This window comes from Serratia sp. szju, from assembly GCF_044594185.1.
In the GTDB taxonomy this organism is placed as follows: Bacteria; Pseudomonadota; Gammaproteobacteria; order Enterobacterales; family Enterobacteriaceae; genus Serratia; species Serratia bockelmannii.
In genome coordinates, this window is the sequence record NZ_CP172576.1 from 927,870 (window position 1) to 944,454 (window position 16,585).

The 16,585-nt window shown below is 56.5% G+C and carries 18 protein-coding genes and 1 tRNA gene; 7 read left to right on the top strand and 12 right to left on the bottom strand.

The window, feature by feature from the left end; genetic code table 11:
- Positions 1 to 103: 103 nt before the first annotated feature.
- The 3 genes from RE418_RS04505 to efp all read right to left on the bottom strand — a co-directional run bounded on the left by RE418_RS04505 (position 104) and on the right by efp (position 1,124).
- On the bottom strand, positions 104 to 235 hold the full coding sequence (locus RE418_RS04505) for an entericidin A/B family lipoprotein (RefSeq protein ID WP_004929668.1): 132 nt from the start codon (positions 233 to 235) through the stop codon (positions 104 to 106).
- Between the two features lie 120 nt (positions 236 to 355).
- On the bottom strand, positions 356 to 487 hold the full coding sequence (locus tag RE418_RS04510; RefSeq protein ID WP_004929667.1) for an entericidin A/B family lipoprotein: 132 nt from the start codon (positions 485 to 487) through the stop codon (positions 356 to 358).
- A 70-nt stretch (positions 488 to 557) separates the two neighbouring features.
- Positions 558 to 1,124 (bottom strand): elongation factor P, encoded by a 567-nt coding sequence (gene efp / locus RE418_RS04515; protein WP_004929666.1) that lies wholly within the window; start codon positions 1,122 to 1,124, stop codon positions 558 to 560.
- A 42-nt stretch (positions 1,125 to 1,166) separates the two neighbouring features.
- Here efp and epmB point away from each other — a divergent pair, with 42 nt between their 5' ends.
- Positions 1,167 to 2,195: an EF-P beta-lysylation protein EpmB gene (gene epmB, locus RE418_RS04520; RefSeq protein WP_049295092.1), complete on the top strand. Its 1,029-nt coding sequence runs from the start codon at positions 1,167 to 1,169 to the stop codon at positions 2,193 to 2,195.
- 87 nt (positions 2,196 to 2,282) lie between these two features.
- Here epmB and RE418_RS04525 read toward each other — a convergent pair whose 3' ends face one another.
- The 5 genes from RE418_RS04525 to RE418_RS04545 form a co-directional block, all read right to left on the bottom strand.
- On the bottom strand, positions 2,283 to 2,627 hold the full coding sequence (locus RE418_RS04525; RefSeq protein WP_025305007.1) for a DUF4156 domain-containing protein: 345 nt from the start codon (positions 2,625 to 2,627) through the stop codon (positions 2,283 to 2,285).
- A gap of 303 nt (positions 2,628 to 2,930) precedes the next feature.
- Positions 2,931 to 4,556: a methyl-accepting chemotaxis protein gene (locus RE418_RS04530; RefSeq protein ID WP_049295091.1), complete on the bottom strand. Its 1,626-nt coding sequence runs from the start codon at positions 4,554 to 4,556 to the stop codon at positions 2,931 to 2,933.
- Positions 4,557 to 4,781: 225 nt separating this feature from the next.
- Positions 4,782 to 6,428, bottom strand: coding sequence for a chaperonin GroEL (gene groL / locus RE418_RS04535; protein ID WP_025305005.1), 1,647 nt, complete (start codon positions 6,426 to 6,428; stop codon positions 4,782 to 4,784).
- 44 nt (positions 6,429 to 6,472) lie between these two features.
- Positions 6,473 to 6,766 carry a co-chaperone GroES gene (locus tag RE418_RS04540; protein WP_004929661.1) on the bottom strand — a complete coding sequence of 98 codons (294 nt, stop codon included), beginning with the start codon at positions 6,764 to 6,766 and terminating at the stop codon, positions 6,473 to 6,475.
- A 189-nt stretch (positions 6,767 to 6,955) separates the two neighbouring features.
- Entirely contained in the window at positions 6,956 to 7,444 is a 489-nt protein-coding gene (locus RE418_RS04545; protein ID WP_089181558.1) for an FxsA family protein, read from the bottom strand.
- Between the two features lie 369 nt (positions 7,445 to 7,813).
- Between RE418_RS04545 and aspA the strand changes: the two genes are divergently transcribed.
- From aspA to RE418_RS04575, 6 genes are all read left to right on the top strand, one after another.
- Entirely contained in the window at positions 7,814 to 9,250 is a 1,437-nt protein-coding gene (aspA, locus tag RE418_RS04550; RefSeq protein WP_004929659.1) for an aspartate ammonia-lyase, read from the top strand.
- A gap of 125 nt (positions 9,251 to 9,375) precedes the next feature.
- Positions 9,376 to 10,677 (top strand): anaerobic C4-dicarboxylate transporter, encoded by a 1,302-nt coding sequence (locus tag RE418_RS04555; protein ID WP_016929379.1) that lies wholly within the window; start codon positions 9,376 to 9,378, stop codon positions 10,675 to 10,677.
- Between the two features lie 109 nt (positions 10,678 to 10,786).
- On the top strand, positions 10,787 to 11,110 hold the full coding sequence (gene cutA / locus RE418_RS04560; protein WP_004929657.1) for a divalent cation tolerance protein CutA: 324 nt from the start codon (positions 10,787 to 10,789) through the stop codon (positions 11,108 to 11,110).
- Entirely contained in the window at positions 11,086 to 12,795 is a 1,710-nt protein-coding gene (locus RE418_RS04565) for a protein-disulfide reductase DsbD (RefSeq protein ID WP_049295090.1), read from the top strand. Before cutA ends, RE418_RS04565 begins: the two co-directional genes overlap by 25 nt.
- 42 nt (positions 12,796 to 12,837) lie before the next feature.
- Complete coding sequence (locus RE418_RS04570) at positions 12,838 to 13,413, top strand: transcriptional regulator (RefSeq protein ID WP_004929655.1); 576 nt, start codon at positions 12,838 to 12,840, stop codon at positions 13,411 to 13,413.
- A 160-nt stretch (positions 13,414 to 13,573) separates the two neighbouring features.
- Positions 13,574 to 13,649: transfer RNA gene (locus RE418_RS04575), tRNA-Phe, on the top strand.
- Between the two features lie 403 nt (positions 13,650 to 14,052).
- On the opposite strand, the gene RE418_RS04580 is transcribed toward RE418_RS04575, so the two are convergent.
- The 4 genes from RE418_RS04580 to RE418_RS04595 form a co-directional block, all read right to left on the bottom strand.
- Positions 14,053 to 14,334, bottom strand: coding sequence for a hypothetical protein (locus RE418_RS04580; protein WP_399675870.1), 282 nt, complete (start codon positions 14,332 to 14,334; stop codon positions 14,053 to 14,055).
- 113 nt (positions 14,335 to 14,447) lie between these two features.
- Positions 14,448 to 14,993, bottom strand: a complete 546-nt coding sequence (locus tag RE418_RS04585; RefSeq protein ID WP_049209690.1) for a response regulator transcription factor — start codon at positions 14,991 to 14,993, stop codon at positions 14,448 to 14,450.
- A 164-nt stretch (positions 14,994 to 15,157) separates the two neighbouring features.
- Entirely contained in the window at positions 15,158 to 15,952 is a 795-nt protein-coding gene (locus RE418_RS04590; RefSeq protein WP_142591012.1) for a hypothetical protein, read from the bottom strand.
- A 132-nt stretch (positions 15,953 to 16,084) separates the two neighbouring features.
- Positions 16,085 to 16,573 carry a fimbrial protein gene (locus RE418_RS04595; protein WP_049295088.1) on the bottom strand — a complete coding sequence of 163 codons (489 nt, stop codon included), beginning with the start codon at positions 16,571 to 16,573 and terminating at the stop codon, positions 16,085 to 16,087.
- Positions 16,574 to 16,585 lie beyond the last annotated feature (12 nt).

Sequence of the window (16,585 nt, forward strand, 5' to 3'; positions counted from 1 at the left end):
CCTCACCCGCACTGCGGCAGGATAGCAGCAGCGTTAACGCTCAGGCAAGGGATAGAAATGTGGCGGCTCTCCGCAGCCGGAACGCCGCCGGGTAGAGAACGGATTATTCCGCGCTGCGCTGAATAGCCTTGCCGCCGGCCTGAATGTCTTCACCCACACCGCGGGTGGTATTGCAGGCGGTCAGCGAGCTCAAAATCATCAAAGAGAAGATCGCGATAATACTTTTCTTCAGCATAAGAAAGTCCTTATTTGTCGTTGATGAAAAAGTACGGCTTTCTAAGCGTAGTCAAAATTGACGGAGGGTGTGGGATCGTGACCGGCTTTGTGGCGCAAATACATCGGGTTAAAGGCGGGATCAGCTGGCCGTGCGGGAGATGGCGCCGCCGAGATGCTGAACGTCTTCGCCGAAACCGCGAAACGTATTGCAACTGCTGAGGGAGAAAAGGAACAACAGGGAGAGCACGGCCAACAACGTTTTCTTGAACATGCGGATTTTCTGCCAACGAACGGGGATAGGATAAAACAGAGGAACCGCGTGGGTTCCTCTGTTTTGAAACTTATTTAACGCGAGAGACGTATTCGCCAGAGCGAGTGTCAACCTTGATCACTTCGCCGATCTGGACGAACAACGGCACTTTCACCACGGCGCCGGTGCTCAGGGTTGCCGGCTTGCCGCCAGTCCCTGCGGTATCGCCTTTCAGGCCAGGATCGGTATCGGTGATTTCCGCTTCGATGAAGTTCGGCGGCTGAACGGCGATTGGACGGCCATCCCACAGGGTGATGATGCACTCTGCGTTATCCTGCAGCCATTTGGCCGCGTCGCCGACGGTTTTGCCGTCAACCTGATGCTGTTCGAAAGACTCAGGGTGCATGAAGTGGTAGAACTCACCGTCGCTGTACAGGTAGTTCATGTTGGTGTCCATCACGTCTGCGCCTTCGCAAGAATCGGTAGACTTGAAGGTTTTTTCCACGCGGGTGCCGGTCAGCAGACGACGCATTTTCACGCGCGCGAACGCCTGGCCTTTGCCCGGCTTAACGAACTCACTGGCTTCGACGGCGTAAGGTTCGCCCTCGAACATGATTTTAAGACCCGGACGGAAATCGTTGCTAGAATAAGTCGCCATGATGGCCCTCTGAATATTTGAACTGGTAGCTTAGCCAAAAAAATGGCACACATTATAACCCAAAGTACGGCACATAGAGAAGATTGGTTGCATCAACTCGCCGATGTTATTACCGATCCCGATGAATTACTGCAGCTTTTGTCACTGAATACGCACCCGGAACTGCCGCAGGGGCGCGATGCCCGTCGGCTGTTTGCCCTGCGCGTGCCGCGCGCCTTCGCTGCGCGCATGCGCCCCGGCGATGCCAACGACCCGCTGCTGCGCCAGGTGCTGACCGCCAGAGAGGAGTTCATCAACGCCCCAGGGTTCACCACCGATCCGCTCGATGAGCAGCGCAGCGTGGTGCCGGGCCTGCTGCACAAATACCGCAATCGCGCACTGCTGCTGGTCAAGGGCGGCTGTGCGGTCAACTGCCGTTACTGCTTCCGTCGCCACTTCCCCTATCAGGATAATCAGGGCAATAAGAACAACTGGCGGCAGGCACTGGATTATATCCGCCAACACCCGGAACTGGACGAGATCATTTTTTCCGGCGGCGATCCGCTGATGGCCAAAGACAGCGAGCTGGAATGGCTGGTTGGCGAACTGGAGACCATCCCGCACCTGAAACGCCTGCGCATTCACACCCGTTTGCCGGTGGTGATCCCGGCGCGCATCACGCCGGCGCTGTGCCGCCTGCTGTCGGCCTCGCGCCTGCAGGTGCTGATGGTCACGCACATCAACCACGCCAACGAAATTGACCGCGACCTGCAAAGCGCCATGGCGCAGCTGCGCCTCGCCGGCGTCACGCTGCTCAACCAGAGCGTGCTGCTGCGCGACGTCAACGACGATGCCGACACGCTGGCGGCGCTCAGCAACGCGCTGTTCGACGCCGGTATCCTGCCTTACTACATCCACGTGCTGGACAAGGTGCAGGGCGCAGCGCACTTCATGGTCAGCGACGATGAAGCGCGCGCCATCATGCAGGCGCTGCTGAGCAAGGTGTCCGGTTACCTGGTACCGCGCCTGACGCGTGAAGTGGGCGGCGAACCGAGCAAAACGCCGATCGACCTGCGCCTGATGCCGGAGTGACGCGCGCCACATGGCCCGATGGAACGAAAAGAGGAATGCCGTGGCATTCCTCTTTTTTTATCTCTTTGCGACTGCGGTCTCAGCGCCTTACGGGCACTTGTAAACCTGGCCGACCATTTTGCTGTCCAGCGGTGCGAAGCTGGAGAGCAGATTCTGGCTCGGGCTGTTGGCGCCGTAGATCACGTTGCCGCCCATGGCCGCCGCCTTGTTGCGCAGATCGTTGGCCGCACCGCGCATGGAGCTGCCTTCACCGCCGTTGCCGGACAGCCAGTTGCTCTGGGTGCCGGTCACTTCCCCCAGCAGCTGGCATTCCGCCGCCGGCTTGCTGTCGGTGAACTTGATCTGCTGACCCGCAGCGGTCAGTTCATGAGTGGTGCTGCAACCCGCCAGCAGCATCGCTGCCGAAAGACCCAGTAAGGCTTTAATCCGCATCTTGTTCCCCATTCGATGTTGAGAATTACGCAAAATCTTCTACCCGTCGCCTTTCAAGCTGTAGCGTTGTTGACTGCGCTCGCTCACCCCAGTTACTTACTCAAGTAAGCGCCTGGGGACTCACGAGCTGGCCGCCTAGCTACAACTTGAAATTCATAGGGTATATCAGAAAGCGATGCCATCTCTTAAGCATCCGTTGCCGCGCGAGCGGGCCAACGTCTTGAGCGACAGCTGATGACTTACCAGTTTACCAGCTAAATCGCCCCGGGCGGCAAAAATATCATCAAATACAGTGCGGCGGCGTTATACCCAACCGGCAACGGCCGCCGATGCCTGCGCCTCCACGTCGCCCTGGCGCGGTTCCCCCTCCGCCAGTTTGAATACCGCCACCGCCTGCGCCAGCAGGGCCGCCTGTTCCTCCACGCCGACGGCGGTGGTCGCCACCTCCTCCACCAGCGCGGCGTTCTGCTGGGTCACCTGATCCATCTGGGTCACCGCCACCCCGACCTGCTCGACGCCTTTGCTTTGCTCTTCCGACGCATAGGAGATGTTATCCATCAGCGACGTCACCTGGTTCACCGAGCCGACGATGGCATTCATCGTCTCGCCCGCCTGTTCCACCAGCCGCACGCCGGCGGCGATATCGCCGGTTACGCCGTCGACCAGACCGCTGATCTCCTTGGCCGAAGTCGCGCAGCGCTGCGCCAGATTGCGCACTTCGCCGGCTACCACCGCAAAACCCCGCCCCTGCTCCCCGGCACGTGCGGCCTCGACGGCGGCGTTCAGCGCCAGAATGTTGGTCTGGAAGGCGATGCCGTCGATCACGCTGGTAATATCCCCCACCTGACGCGCGCTGTCGTTGATCGCCCGCATCTTGTCGATCGCGCTGGCCATCAGCGTTTCGCCGTTGCGGGCAATGCCGGCGGTCTGATTGACCATGCCGGCGGCCTGAGTGGCGTTATCGGCGTTTTGCCGCACCGTGGCGGTAATCTGCTCCATGCTGGCGGCGGTTTCCGTCAGCGCGCTGGCTTGTTCTTCGGTGCGGCTGGAGAGATCGGCGTTGCCGACGGCGATCTCGTGCGTACCGTGGTTGATCGACTCCACACCGTCACGCACCTGCTGCACGGTCGCACTCAGCTCCTGCTGCATCGTCCGTAGGCTGGCGAACAGCATGCCGATCTCATTGTTGTTGCGTACCGCGATCTCGCTGCGTAGATCGCCGCGCCCAACCTTTTGCAAGTGTTCGGCGATCTGGCGCAGCGGCAGAATCAAGCGCCGGCGGAAATCACGCTGCACGGCGACCAGCAGCAACAGGATCGCTGCCAGGGTGCCGCTCAGCAGGCGGGCGAAGACTTTTTGGGTCTGCTCCGCCTCTTCCACTGCCAGACGGTGGGCGGCCACCGTGGCCCGCATGTAGTCGGCAAACTGGTTATCCAGCCGCTGGCGCACCTGGCGCTTCTCTGCCGCCATGGCGTGCAGCCGCTCGATCAGCGCCGTCTGTGGCGTGTCGGCCAACAGCGTCAGTTCTTGCTTCAGCACCGCCTGCTGCGCCAGGTAAACCTTTTTCATCGCCTCGCCCAGATCCGGGCGCGATACCGTCAGGCCCGGCGTCTCCCAAAACAGGTTGAACGCGACGTCGGCGCTGCGCAGCTCACCTCGCGCCTCATCGATACCCTGCTGAATATCGGCTCTGCTGGTCTGCGCCCAGCGCTCGAACGCCATGTTGTCGATCAGCGTCTGCGTTTGCAGCAAAGCACGCCAACTGCGGTTCAGCGCCGCTTCCTCGTCGGAGAAGGTGCTCATCCTGTCGATACTGTGGCCGTTTTGCTGCATGAAATAGAAGGCAATGGCGCCAGTTCCCATGGGCATCAAGCCCAGCAGCAACAGCATCATCATCAGCCAGGTGGCTATTTTCATATTTTTCAGCATAAGTCGTCTCCGTTGACAGTCACACCGGCGAGGGGAAATTCCCCGCCTGGTAGGGGCTATATCGGTACGAAACGACAACGGTTTAGGGTAAAAACAAAATAATGCAATTATTCATTCACCAAACTAATAACAAGCTAACAAAACATCCTTTTAATTGATTTTTAAGCTAAAAAAAACCCCGGTCAGTTGACCGGGGTTCTCAGCACACAAGCGTGTGGGGGATGATTACATCATGCCGCCCATGCCGCCCATGCCACCCATGCCGCCTGCTGCGCCCAGATCCGGTGCGTCAGCCTTCGGCAGGTCGGTGACCATGCATTCGGTGGTGATCATCAGGCCAGCCACGGAAGCCGCGTACTGCAGAGCAGAACGGGTCACTTTGGTTGGATCCAGGATACCCATCGCGATCATGTCGCCGTATTCTTCAGAGTAAGCGTTGTAGCCGTAGCTGCCTTCGCCCGCTTTCACCTGGTTGGCGATAACGGAAGCTTCTTCACCGGCGTTGACCACGATCTGACGCAGAGGGGCTTCCATTGCGCGCAGCGCAACTTTGATACCCACGTTCTGGTCTTCGTTGTCGCCTTTCAGCGAGGCGATTTTGCCTGCAACGCGGATCAGCGCGACGCCGCCGCCGGCAACCACGCCTTCTTCCACTGCGGCGCGGGTTGCGTGCAGGGCGTCTTCAACGCGGGCTTTCTTCTCTTTCATTTCAACTTCAGTGGCTGCGCCAACCTTGATAACGGCAACGCCGCCGGCCAGTTTCGCTACGCGCTCCTGCAGTTTTTCACGATCGTAGTCAGAGGTCGCTTCTTCGATCTGCTGACGAATTTGAGCAACGCGGCCCTGGATGGTCGCTTCGTCGCCCACGCCATCGATGATGATGGTGGTGTCTTTGTTGATGACAACGCGTTTCGCCTGACCCAGATCTTCCAGGGTGGCTTTTTCCAGTTCCAGACCGATCTCTTCAGAGATAACGGTACCGGCAGTCAGGGTAGCGATGTCCTGCAGCATGGCTTTACGACGGTCGCCGAAGCCAGGCGCCTTAACGGCAGCCACTTTCACGATGCCGCGCATGGTGTTGACCACCAGGGTCGCCAGCGCTTCGCCTTCTACGTCTTCAGCGATGATCAGCAGCGGTTTGCCTGCTTTGGCAACGGCTTCCAGCACCGGCAGCATTTCGCGGATGTTGGAGATCTTCTTGTCGGCCAGCAGGATGAACGGGCTTTCCAGCTCAACAGAACCGGTTTCCGGCTTGTTGATGAAGTATGGAGACAGGTAACCGCGGTCGAACTGCATACCTTCAACCACGTCCAGCTCGTCTTGCAGGCCGGTGCCTTCTTCAACGGTGATAACGCCTTCTTTGCCCACTTTCTCCATCGCTTCCGCGATCAGTTTACCCACGGTTTCGTCGGAGTTGGCGGAGATGGTGCCGACCTGAGCGATAGCTTTGGAATCGGAGCAAGGTACGGACAGTTTTTTCAGTTCTTCAACCGCAGCGACAACCGCTTTGTCGATGCCGCGCTTCAGATCCATCGGGTTCATGCCTGCAGCAACCGCTTTCAGGCCTTCGGTGATGATGGATTGAGCCAGTACGGTTGCAGTGGTGGTGCCGTCGCCCGCCGCGTCGTTCGCTTTGGAGGCCACTTCTTTCACCATCTGTGCGCCCATGTTCTCGAACTTGTCTTCCAGTTCGATTTCACGCGCAACGGAAACGCCGTCTTTGGTGATGGTCGGTGCGCCGAAAGATTTATCCAGCACTACGTTGCGGCCTTTCGGGCCCAGGGTCACTTTTACTGCATCAGCGAGAACATTCACGCCGCGGAGCATTTTCACGCGAGCGTCATTGCCGAATTTTACGTCTTTAGCTGCCATTGGTATTTCCCTTCAACTCGTTCAGTTCAGAAGATAAAGCGCAATTACGCTTCAACAATTGCCAGAATGTCGCTTTCGGACATGATCAACACTTCTTCATTGTCGATCTTCTCTGCTTTCACGCCGTAGCCGTCGTTGAAAATCACGATATCGCCAACTTTCACATCCAGCGGTTGGATGTTGCCGTTTTCCAGCACACGCCCTTTACCCACTGCAACCACTTCACCGCGAGTGGATTTACCCGCAGCAGAGCCAGTCAGGACGATGCCGCCAGCAGATTTTGATTCAACTTCTTTGCGCTTGACGATAACGCGGTCATGCAATGGACGAATACTCATTGAACGCTCTCCTGTAAGAAGGTCTCTATCAGATTTAGGGTTGTACACCGGATGGTTGTTATTACCGGCCTCGTGGCATTTGAGATGGGGGCGTTCCAGCCCCCTTCAAGGGGGCGAACAAAAAAAATTTCGCATTTTCGGTTCGGCGAGTGCCGCAGAGATGAAAAACGCGGCCTGAGCCGCGTTTGCTTAACGATCGTGAGGTTTGCGATCCTCGTCCGGGCGGTGTTCCAGCACCGGGCGTTCGTCGTCCTTGCGCTGGAATTCGCCGTCGAAGGTATTGCCGTTGGCGGCGTCGCCGCCCGTCCAACCGCCGGGGCGATACACCGACAGGTGCGGCATCAGCTTCAGCGTCAGCGATTTTTGCACCGGCGGCAGCAGCAGCAACAGGCCGAGGACGTCGGTGAAGAAGCCCGGTATCAGCAGCAGGAAGCCCGCCAGCACCAGCGAAACGCTTTTCACCATTTCCGCCGCCGGGCTTTCGCCGGCCGCCAGTTTTTGCTGCATCTGCACGAAGGTTTTCATGCCCTGATTGCGCACCAGCGAAATGCCGACGCAGGAGCTGAACACCACCAACAGCAGGGTGACAGCCACGCCGAGCACGGCGGCGACTTTGATAAAGATGGATATTTCTATGTAAGCCAGCAGAAATATCAGCAGTAGCGGTAACCAGCGCACCTGGTTCTCCTATCGGTAGGTAAGGCACGGCCGCCACGGGGCGACGGCGCGAAAAAAGAGGCCGTAAACGGCCGACACCATTACAATGAGGGCATCCCCCCACCATTTCAACCGAGAGCCGGTTTTTATTGCTAAAGTTCACAAACGTGAAAGAAGTCACAGAACCGGAAAAGGGCATATCCTTAAACACCATAAGGTGATCTGGATTCAGTCATTTCTTATCAACCAGCATATGATCTGGGCAGCAACGGGCGATTTGGTTAATCGTTTCACGCCCCAAGCCTTCGGCAACATTAATTTAGGCTGTGCCCTTACTAGCCTTGACCTGACAAATTATTAATTCGGCAGCAACACATAGAGAAGGTTCTCATGTCAAACAACATTCGTATCGAAGAAGACCTGTTAGGAACACGTGAAGTCCCCGCAGACGCTTACTACGGAGTTCACACTCTGCGTGCGATTGAAAACTTCTACATCAGCAACAGCAAAATCAGCGATGTCCCCGAGTTCGTTCGCGGCATGGTGATGGTGAAAAAGGCCGCGGCGATGGCCAACAAAGAACTCAAAACCATCCCACGCAAAATCGCCGACGTGATCATCCAGGCCTGCGACGAGGTGCTGGATAAAGGCAAGTGCATGGATCAGTTCCCGGTGGACGTGTTCCAGGGCGGCGCAGGCACCTCGCTGAACATGAACACCAACGAAGTGCTGGCGAACATCGGCCTGGAGCTGATGGGCCATCAAAAAGGCGAATACCAGTACCTGAACCCGAACGATCACCTCAATAAGTGCCAGTCCACCAACGACGCCTACCCGACCGGGTTCCGCATCGCGGTGTACGCCTCCAACCAGAAACTGATCGACGCCATCAACCAGCTGCGTGAAGGCTTCGATCGCAAGGCGAAAGAGTTCGAAACCATCCTGAAAATGGGCCGCACCCAGCTGCAGGACGCAGTGCCGATGACCCTCGGCCAGGAATTCCACGCCTTCAGCGTGCTGCTGAACGAAGAGACCCGCAACCTGCACCGCACCGCGGAGCTGCTGCTGGAAGTTAACCTGGGCGCCACCGCCATCGGCACCGCACTCAACACCCCGGAAGGCTATCAGCCGCTGGCGGTGCAAAAACTGGCGGAAGTCAGCGGCCTGCCGGTGGTACCGGCGGAAGACCTGATCGAAGCCACCTCCGACTGCGGCGCCTACGTGATGGTGCACAGCGCACTCAAACGCCTGGCGGTGAAACTGTCCAAAATCTGTAACGACCTGCGCCTGCTCTCCTCCGGCCCGCGCGCCGGCCTGAACGAAATCAACCTGCCGGAGCTGCAGGCGGGGTCGTCCATCATGCCGGCCAAAGTGAACCCGGTGGTGCCGGAAGTGGTCAATCAGGTGTGTTTCAAGGTGATTGGCAACGACACTTGCGTTACCATGGCGGCCGAAGCGGGCCAGCTGCAGCTGAACGTGATGGAGCCGGTGATCGGCCAGGCGATGTTCGAGTCGATCCACATCCTGACCAACGCCTGCTACAACCTGCTGGAAAAATGCATTAACGGCATCACCGCGAATAAAGAAGTCTGCGAACACTACGTCTTCAACTCGATCGGTATCGTCACCTATCTGAACCCGTTCATTGGCCACCACAACGGTGACATCGTCGGGAAGATCTGCGCCGAAACCGGCAAGAGCGTGCGCGAAGTGGTGCTGGAACGCGGCCTGCTGACCGAAGCCGAGCTGGATGACATCTTCTCCGTGGAGAACCTGATGCACCCGGCTTATAAAGCTAAACGCTATACGGATGAAAATGAACAATAACAGACCTACCCGGTAGCCCTGAAAGGCACGCTAAATCCTCTGGATAGCGTGCCTTTTTACTTTCCGGCGCCCACAAAATTTTAACGTTTGATTTTCAATTTCTCTCATTTTAAGGAGTAAACACTATGCTAGCCGTAGAATTGGTTATCGTTCTGCTGGCCATCTTTTTAGGGGCCAGGTTGGGCGGTATCGGTATCGGGTTCGCGGGGGGGTTGGGCGTTCTGGTCCTGGCGCTGATCGGCGTCAAGCCAGGCAGCATTCCCTTCGACGTGATTTCCATCATCATGGCGGTGATCGCGGCGATCTCCGCGATGCAGGTCGCCGGGGGGATGGACTACCTGGTGCAGCAGACCGAAAAACTGCTGCGCAAGAACCCCAAACACATCACCATTCTCGCCCCTATCGTCACTTACTTCCTGACCATCTTCGCCGGCACCGGCAACATCTCGCTCTCGGCACTGCCGGTGATCGCCGAGGTGGCGAAAGAGCAGGGCATCAAGCCTTGCCGCCCGCTGTCGACCGCCGTCGTCTCCGCCCAGATCGCCATCACCGCCTCGCCGATCTCCGCCGCGGTGGTGTACATGTCTTCGGTGATGGAAGGCCACGGTGTCAGCTACCTGCACCTGTTGATGGTGGTGATCCCATCCACCTTCTGCGCCGTGCTGGTGATGTCGCTGCTGGTGACCTGGCTGTTCGACTCCAAGCTGTCTAACGATCCGGTGTACCTGAAACGCCTGGAAGAAGGCCTGATCACCCTGCGCGGCAACAACGCGCTGGCGATCAAACCGCGCGCCAAAACCTCGGTGCTGCTGTTCCTGCTGGGCGTGCTGTGCGTGGTCGCCTACGCCATCATCAACAGCCCGGGCCTGGGCCTGGTGGCCAAGCCGCTGATGAACACCACCAACGCCATCCTGATCATCATGCTGAGCGTCGCCACGCTGACCACCCTGCTGTGCCGCGTCGACACCGACATGGTGCTGAACTCCAGCACCTTCAAGGCCGGCATGAGCGCCTGTATCTGTATCCTCGGCGTCGCCTGGCTGGGCGACACCTTCGTGCAGGCCAACATCGACTGGATCAAAGAGACGGCCGGCAGCGTCATTCAGGCGCACCCGTGGCTGCTGGCGGTGATCTTCTTCTTCTGCTCGGCGCTGCTGTACTCGCAGGCCGCCACCGCCAAGGCGCTGATGCCAATGGCGCTGGCGCTGAACGTGTCGCCGCTGACCGCCGTCGCCTCCTTCGCGGCCGTTTCCGGCCTGTTCATCCTGCCGACCTACCCGACGCTGGTCGCCGCGGTGCAGATGGACGATACCGGCACCACGCGCATCGGCCGCTTCGTGTTCAACCATCCGTTCTTCATTCCCGGCACCATGGGCGTGATTTTCGCGGTGGTATTCGGCTTCCTGCTCGGCAGCGTCATGCTGTAAGGCTTAGACCGGGGCTGCGGCCCCGGTTTTCCTTCTGGCGATAAACTCGCCTTCTAGCCAATCCGCCTTCAGGGTATAGTGCCCATTCAAACCGATGAGAGGGCTGAAGATGTCTGATTGCGAAGCTGTCGTCATACTCTGTACCGCACCCGATGAAGCCAGCGCCCAGGAACTGGCGGCGCGGGTCTTGGGCGATAAGCTGGCGGCCTGCGCCACGCTGCTGCCCGGCGCCACCTCGCTGTATTACTGGGAAGGGAAACTGGAACAGGAATACGAAGTGCAGATGCTGTTCAAAAGCGATCGCCGCCGTCAGCAAGCCCTGCTCGACACCCTGAAACAACATCACCCTTACCAGACGCCCGAGCTGCTGGTCTTGCCGGTGATGGCCGGAGATAAAGACTACCTGTTATGGATCAACGCTTCCTTAAACTGATTTTGCTGCTGTGCAGCCTGTGCTTCCTGCCGCAGGCGGCACAGGCTTCGCTGTTCGCGCCGAAGGGCGGCAGCCAGTTCGTGCCTGTCGATCAGGCCTTCACTTTCGATTTCAAACAGCAAGGCAACCAGGTAACGCTGAACTGGCAGATCCGCCCCGGCTACTACCTGTATCGTCAGCAGATCAAACTGGTGCCGCAGCAGGCGACGCTCGGCGCGTTTACCCTGCCCGAAGGGCTGAGCCACAAGGATGAATTCTTCGGCGAAGTGGCGATTTTCAAACAGCAGCTGAATCTGCAGGTGCCGCTGCAACAGGCGGCGGCCAACGCCAGCCTCAGCGTCACCTATCAGGGCTGCGCCGAGGCCGGCTTCTGCTATCCGCCGGAAACCCGAACCATCCCGCTGGACGCGGTCAGCGCAGCCGCGCCGCTCTCGGCCTCTGCGCCGGCTGAAGCCCCCGCCGCACCGGCCAGCCTGCCGTTCTCGCCGCTGTGGGCATTGCTGATCGGCATCGGTATCGCCTTCACCCCGTGCGTACTGCCGATGTACCCGCTGATCTCCGGCATCATCCTCGGCCGCGACCGGCCGCAAAGCAGCGGCCGCATTCTGGCGCTGGCGGTGGTTTACGTGCAGGGCATGGCGCTCACCTACACCCTGCTGGGCTTGGTGGTGGCCGCCGCCGGATTGCAGTTCCAGGCGGCGCTGCAGCATCCTTACGTCCTGATTGGCCTGTCGGTGCTGTTCATCGCGCTGGCGCTTTCGATGTTCGGCCTCTATTCCCTGCAGTTGCCCTCGGCGCTGCAAACCCGGCTGGCAAACTGGAGCAACACCCAGCGCGGCGGCTCACTGACCGGCGTGTTCCTGATGGGCGCCCTGGCCGGGCTGATCTGTTCCCCCTGCACCACCGCGCCGCTCAGCGCCATCCTGCTGTATATCGCCCAGAGCGGTAATCTGTGGGCCGGCGGCGGTACGCTGTACCTGTACGCGCTGGGAATGGGTATTCCGCTGGTGATCGTCACCCTGTTCGGCAACCGCCTGCTGCCGCGCAGCGGCCCGTGGATGCAGTACGTGAAAGAGGCCTTCGGCTTCGTCATTCTGGCGCTCCCGGTGTTCCTGCTGGAGCGAGTGATCGGCGACCTGTGGGGCATGCGCTTGTGGAGCCTGCTCGGCCTGGCGTTCTTCGGCTGGGCCTTCGCCCTGAGCCTGAGAAGCACACGCGGCTGGACGCGTGCCCTGCAATTGCTGTTGCTGGCGGCGGCGGTGATCGCCGCGCGGCCGCTGCAAGACTGGGCTTTCGGCACCGACCAGGCGCAGCAGGCGGCTCAACCGCATCTGGCCTTTACCCGCATCAACAACGTCGAACAGCTCGATCTCGCGCTGCAACAGGCGCGGGGCAAGCCGGTGATGCTGGATCTGTACGCCGACTGGTGCGTGGCCTGCAAAGAGTTCGAAAAATACACCTTCAGCGACGCCGCGGTGCAGGCAAGCCTGGCCAACGCGGTGCTGCTGCAGGCGGATGTGACCGCTAACAGCGCGGAACAGGCGGCGCTGCTGAAGCACCTGAAGGTGCTGGGGCTGCCGACGATCCTGTTCTTCGATCCGGCGGGCCAGGAACTGACAGTACAGCGGGTCACCGGTTTTATGAAGGCGGCAGCCTTCAACGCGCATTTGCAGAAAGTGATGTGATAAATAACACTGAGGTTCTGAACCGAAGAGGAGGAAGCACAAGTGCAACGTGAACACGTCCTTGATACCGCGCTGGGCCTGTTGGAACAACAGGGCCTGGCGACCGCCACATTAGAGATGCTGGCGGAAAAACTCGACGTTCAGCCCGGCGATCTCAAGCGGTTCTGGCCAGATCGCGAAGCGCTGCTGTACGACTGCCTGCGCTACCACGGCCAACAGATCGACACCTGGCGCCGCCAGCTGCTGCTGGACGAGAGCCTGAGCCCGCAGCAAAAGCTGCTGGCGCGCTATGACGTGCTGGCGGAATACGTGCAGCAAGACCGCTACCCCGGCTGCCTGTTTATTGCCGCCTGCAGCTTCTTCCCGGAAACGGATCATCCGATCCACCAACTGGCGGAGCAGCAAAAGCTGACCTCACTGGAGCTAACCCGCGAACTGCTGCGCGACATGGACGCCGACGACGCCGACATGGTGGCGCAGCAAATGGAATTGATTCAGGAAGGCTGCCTGAGCAAACTGCTGGTAAAACGCCAGCTCCAGGACGTATCGGTCGCCAAACGGCTGGCGGAAGACATCTTGCAGGTGGCGCAGTGCCGCCGCAACGGGGCGTTAAGCTGAATCGGCAGGGTTGGCGGCACAGCCAACCCAAGGTGATCGCCAGAACAGGCGCATTTTTTGCGCCCTTTGCCTGAAAAGCCAGCAACCGGAGGCATTTTAACGTCTTTCACGCATAAAGCCGTTGACGGCTTTCGGCCAATACGGTTTAATGCTGCCCGTTGCCCGGATAGCTCAGTCGGTAGAGCAGGGGATTGAAAATCCCCGTGTCCTTGGTTCGATTCCGAGTCCGGGCACCACTATTTAGAGAACCCAGCCTATGGCTGGGTTTTTGCTTTTCAGGAACAGGACTCTCCATCGAACTGCGTTCGATTATTCAGGCAAAGATCTTGCTCTGTTATCTATGGTTTATTGACTATTATAGCCACCACCATCGAGCCAATCTGCGGGAAATATTGTCTTGGATAGCCAATCGCCGCTTTCGCATGCGCTGCACATGTTTGTAAAAGGAGTAAATACTCAGCAAAAATAATAGTAGCGCCAGATAAAACAGATCCACTTCACCGTCCCTTGGGTGTATTCAGCAGAAAAAGATCTCATACACTAAGACACTTCATTAATTTAAAAAGCCATTAATTTTCGGTTAATAAAAAATTAACTCACAAAAAAGGCAGGGTAACCCCTGCCTCTCCTAATAACAATCTATTGACATATTTCGATGTACTTTTTCATGAATGGTGAGTTGCAAATAGAGTAGAGTCTATCGTTCTTTGTACTTTCTTTTGGCCTTGCTGAACCGTTATTTTCTCCGATGCATTGCCCAGCATTCTGCCCCTTACCCTCTATACATTGGCCAACGTTGCTGCCTGCACCATTCGCGCTTCCCTGATTACCCTGAATATTTTGATTACCATTAAAACCGGCCTGCGCATAGGATGCCAGCAAAACGCAGGCGCCGATAAGTGAAGCAGTCATTCTCCCCATGAATCAATCCTCTAAATATTATTCATCAGTACAGTTAAAAATAAATAACCATCAAAAAACAGGTGAGGGGAGAGAATAACAAAATTGAAAAAAGAAAATACCCCTCATTAAAGTTAGGAATATTCTCCCCCATAGGACAGCAACCAGTAAATAAAGTCATGATTCCGCTTCAGCATCAGCTTGCTCATGATGGAGCGCTTATGACTGTGAACTGTTTTAACGCTCACCCCCATCATTCTGGCGGTCTGCGACTGATCGTACCCGCACCGCATATAATTCACTACCTGACGTTCACGGGCGGTGAGCAGACGGCGTTCAGGCCGGCTCATAGGGGCTTCACTCTCCAACGTCTCACCTAACAGCTCAAACAGGCGTTGGCAATCATCGGTACGGTACAGTACCCATTGTGCTTCAGAAGCGGGAAAACTGCGTTCTTTGATGGTGACGACGGGCGTTAACGCTTCACTAAAGCCAGTTCTGCGCCAGCGCTGGGCCCGCCGCCGGGCGGAAGCGATTACCACATCCGGCTGCGCTTCACCGCACGACGTTAAAAAGTACACCGTCTTCTCGTTAGCCTGTGCATATTGCATAATGCTATGCCGCAGGCCAGCGGCGAAATAACAGTTCTCGTCATCAATAAGAAAATTAATCGAATTCATAATATCCCCCTAGCGTAAAACAGCACCTTACTCATTTATAAAAATGGTAAGTTAAGTTTAATTTTAAGTGGTATTTAGCCCTTACTTTAGCCTGAACAGCATTTAATTATTTAAAACTAATGGTGTATTATACTCCCTAGCACTCCCACCACAGTCATCTGCTTTTACGGCAGGCCCAAGATGATCACACTTGAACCCTGAAAAACGCCTGTTCCGCTGGTATATCCGCTTAAGGTGGAAGAGAGCGTAAATGTTTTTCCAGACGGACCAACTACCTCGCTATGTCCAATACCCAGATCGGTACCATTCACTTTTAACTGACTGTTCAAGCCACGACCAAGAGACAAATTCCCTTGGGAATCTTTTGACCTAATCGCTAAATTAAAATCATTGTTGCAGGTCACATGAATTTGTTTACTGACGGTATTACCGTTAACCGAGTCACTACTTAAGGAACCGTGATCAAGCTCAATATAAGGTTCCGCGATACTGCAATAAGTTGGTATTATCTCAGTGGTAGGGCAATCCGATACGCCACCGGGTACTGGCACCATCGACGTAGTACTTGGCCCAGAGCGAAGATAATAGCCAAGATAATAACAGTAATTAACATATGGGTAATGACGTATCTTGGACCAAACCTCTTTCCCCAAATATCCCTGCTCCCGAAATACCTTAGCCAACTCGCCCATCGTCTGCAGATCGGAAACTTTTTCCGGCATAGGGAAGTCGTCGGTATAGTCATAGGAGCCTTCATGATACATATAAATACCTAATATACACCGCCCTTCGACCTTACATCTATAAAGTATATTCTTAGTTTGATCATCCTCATCCCAACGGATAATTTTTACAAGGTGCTGCTTGCGAGTTGGATAAAATTTTACATCTACTTCCCAGGCAGCTCTTACCTGATTAGATATTAACAACAGCGAGCTTATCATAATAATGTACTTCACGAATTTTCTCATAACCCCTCACAAATAGCATAAGATAGTTGACTCCCAAACACATCACACACATCTTTGATTTAAATTATGAATTTTAACTGATGCCGAGTAATGCAAGGGACCGTCCATAAGGAAAGTTTCTTATTGATAATCCGCCTGCAAGGTCGCCGCGGCGGAAAACGCTCCCTCGATCAATGTCGAGCCAGGCTTAGCTATCGGCACCGCCTCTAGCAGCGGTAAATTACCGGGCACAATTTTTAATGGTGTATTGATAATAAACGGCATATCGTTTTGGTAAATTCGAATGCCGAGCTCGGGCTTGTTAGTTTGTAGCGCAGCACGTTCAAAGCTGGCATTCCCTTTTAACGTCAGCGTCATTTCCCAGGGTAAAACGCCGCGTTCACAGGTAACACTATAATCGATAGTCTGGCGATAGTTCTGACCATCAATCTTATTCACTCCCACCCGCTCACCGAAGTCAACATCAATTTTCTTGCCGCCGTTAATCGTACAGGGCGGTGGGGCGATAAGCGTGCCGTGAAGCGTCATCTTTACCCCTTCCGCAGCCTCAATATAGGTATAAGGTGCTGCCAGAAAGAATATAAAAACCGCCGTTACATTCTTATTCATCTCTTATCCTTG

What these genes read in the sequence shown, in the direction of transcription:
- RE418_RS04505 (WP_004929668.1), bottom strand. Translation starts at nt 235, where the DNA reads ATGCTGAAGAAAAGTATTATCGCGATCTTCTCTTTGATGATTTTGAGC.
- RE418_RS04510 (WP_004929667.1), bottom strand. Translation starts at nt 487, where the DNA reads ATGTTCAAGAAAACGTTGTTGGCCGTGCTCTCCCTGTTGTTCCTTTTC.
- efp (WP_004929666.1), bottom strand. Translation starts at nt 1,124, where the DNA reads ATGGCGACTTATTCTAGCAACGATTTCCGTCCGGGTCTTAAAATCATG.
- epmB (WP_049295092.1), top strand. Translation starts at nt 1,167, where the DNA reads ATGGCACACATTATAACCCAAAGTACGGCACATAGAGAAGATTGGTTG.
- RE418_RS04525 (WP_025305007.1), bottom strand. Translation starts at nt 2,627, where the DNA reads ATGCGGATTAAAGCCTTACTGGGTCTTTCGGCAGCGATGCTGCTGGCG.
- RE418_RS04530 (WP_049295091.1), bottom strand. Translation starts at nt 4,556, where the DNA reads ATGCTGAAAAATATGAAAATAGCCACCTGGCTGATGATGATGCTGTTG.
- groL (WP_025305005.1), bottom strand. Translation starts at nt 6,428, where the DNA reads ATGGCAGCTAAAGACGTAAAATTCGGCAATGACGCTCGCGTGAAAATG.
- RE418_RS04540 (WP_004929661.1), bottom strand. Translation starts at nt 6,766, where the DNA reads ATGAGTATTCGTCCATTGCATGACCGCGTTATCGTCAAGCGCAAAGAA.
- aspA (WP_004929659.1), top strand. Translation starts at nt 7,814, where the DNA reads ATGTCAAACAACATTCGTATCGAAGAAGACCTGTTAGGAACACGTGAA.
- RE418_RS04555 (WP_016929379.1), top strand. Translation starts at nt 9,376, where the DNA reads ATGCTAGCCGTAGAATTGGTTATCGTTCTGCTGGCCATCTTTTTAGGG.
- cutA (WP_004929657.1), top strand. Translation starts at nt 10,787, where the DNA reads ATGTCTGATTGCGAAGCTGTCGTCATACTCTGTACCGCACCCGATGAA.
- RE418_RS04565 (WP_049295090.1), top strand. Translation starts at nt 11,086, where the DNA reads ATGGATCAACGCTTCCTTAAACTGATTTTGCTGCTGTGCAGCCTGTGC.
- RE418_RS04580 (WP_399675870.1), bottom strand. Translation starts at nt 14,334, where the DNA reads ATGGGGAGAATGACTGCTTCACTTATCGGCGCCTGCGTTTTGCTGGCA.
- RE418_RS04585 (WP_049209690.1), bottom strand. Translation starts at nt 14,993, where the DNA reads ATGAATTCGATTAATTTTCTTATTGATGACGAGAACTGTTATTTCGCC.
- RE418_RS04595 (WP_049295088.1), bottom strand. Translation starts at nt 16,573, where the DNA reads ATGAATAAGAATGTAACGGCGGTTTTTATATTCTTTCTGGCAGCACCT.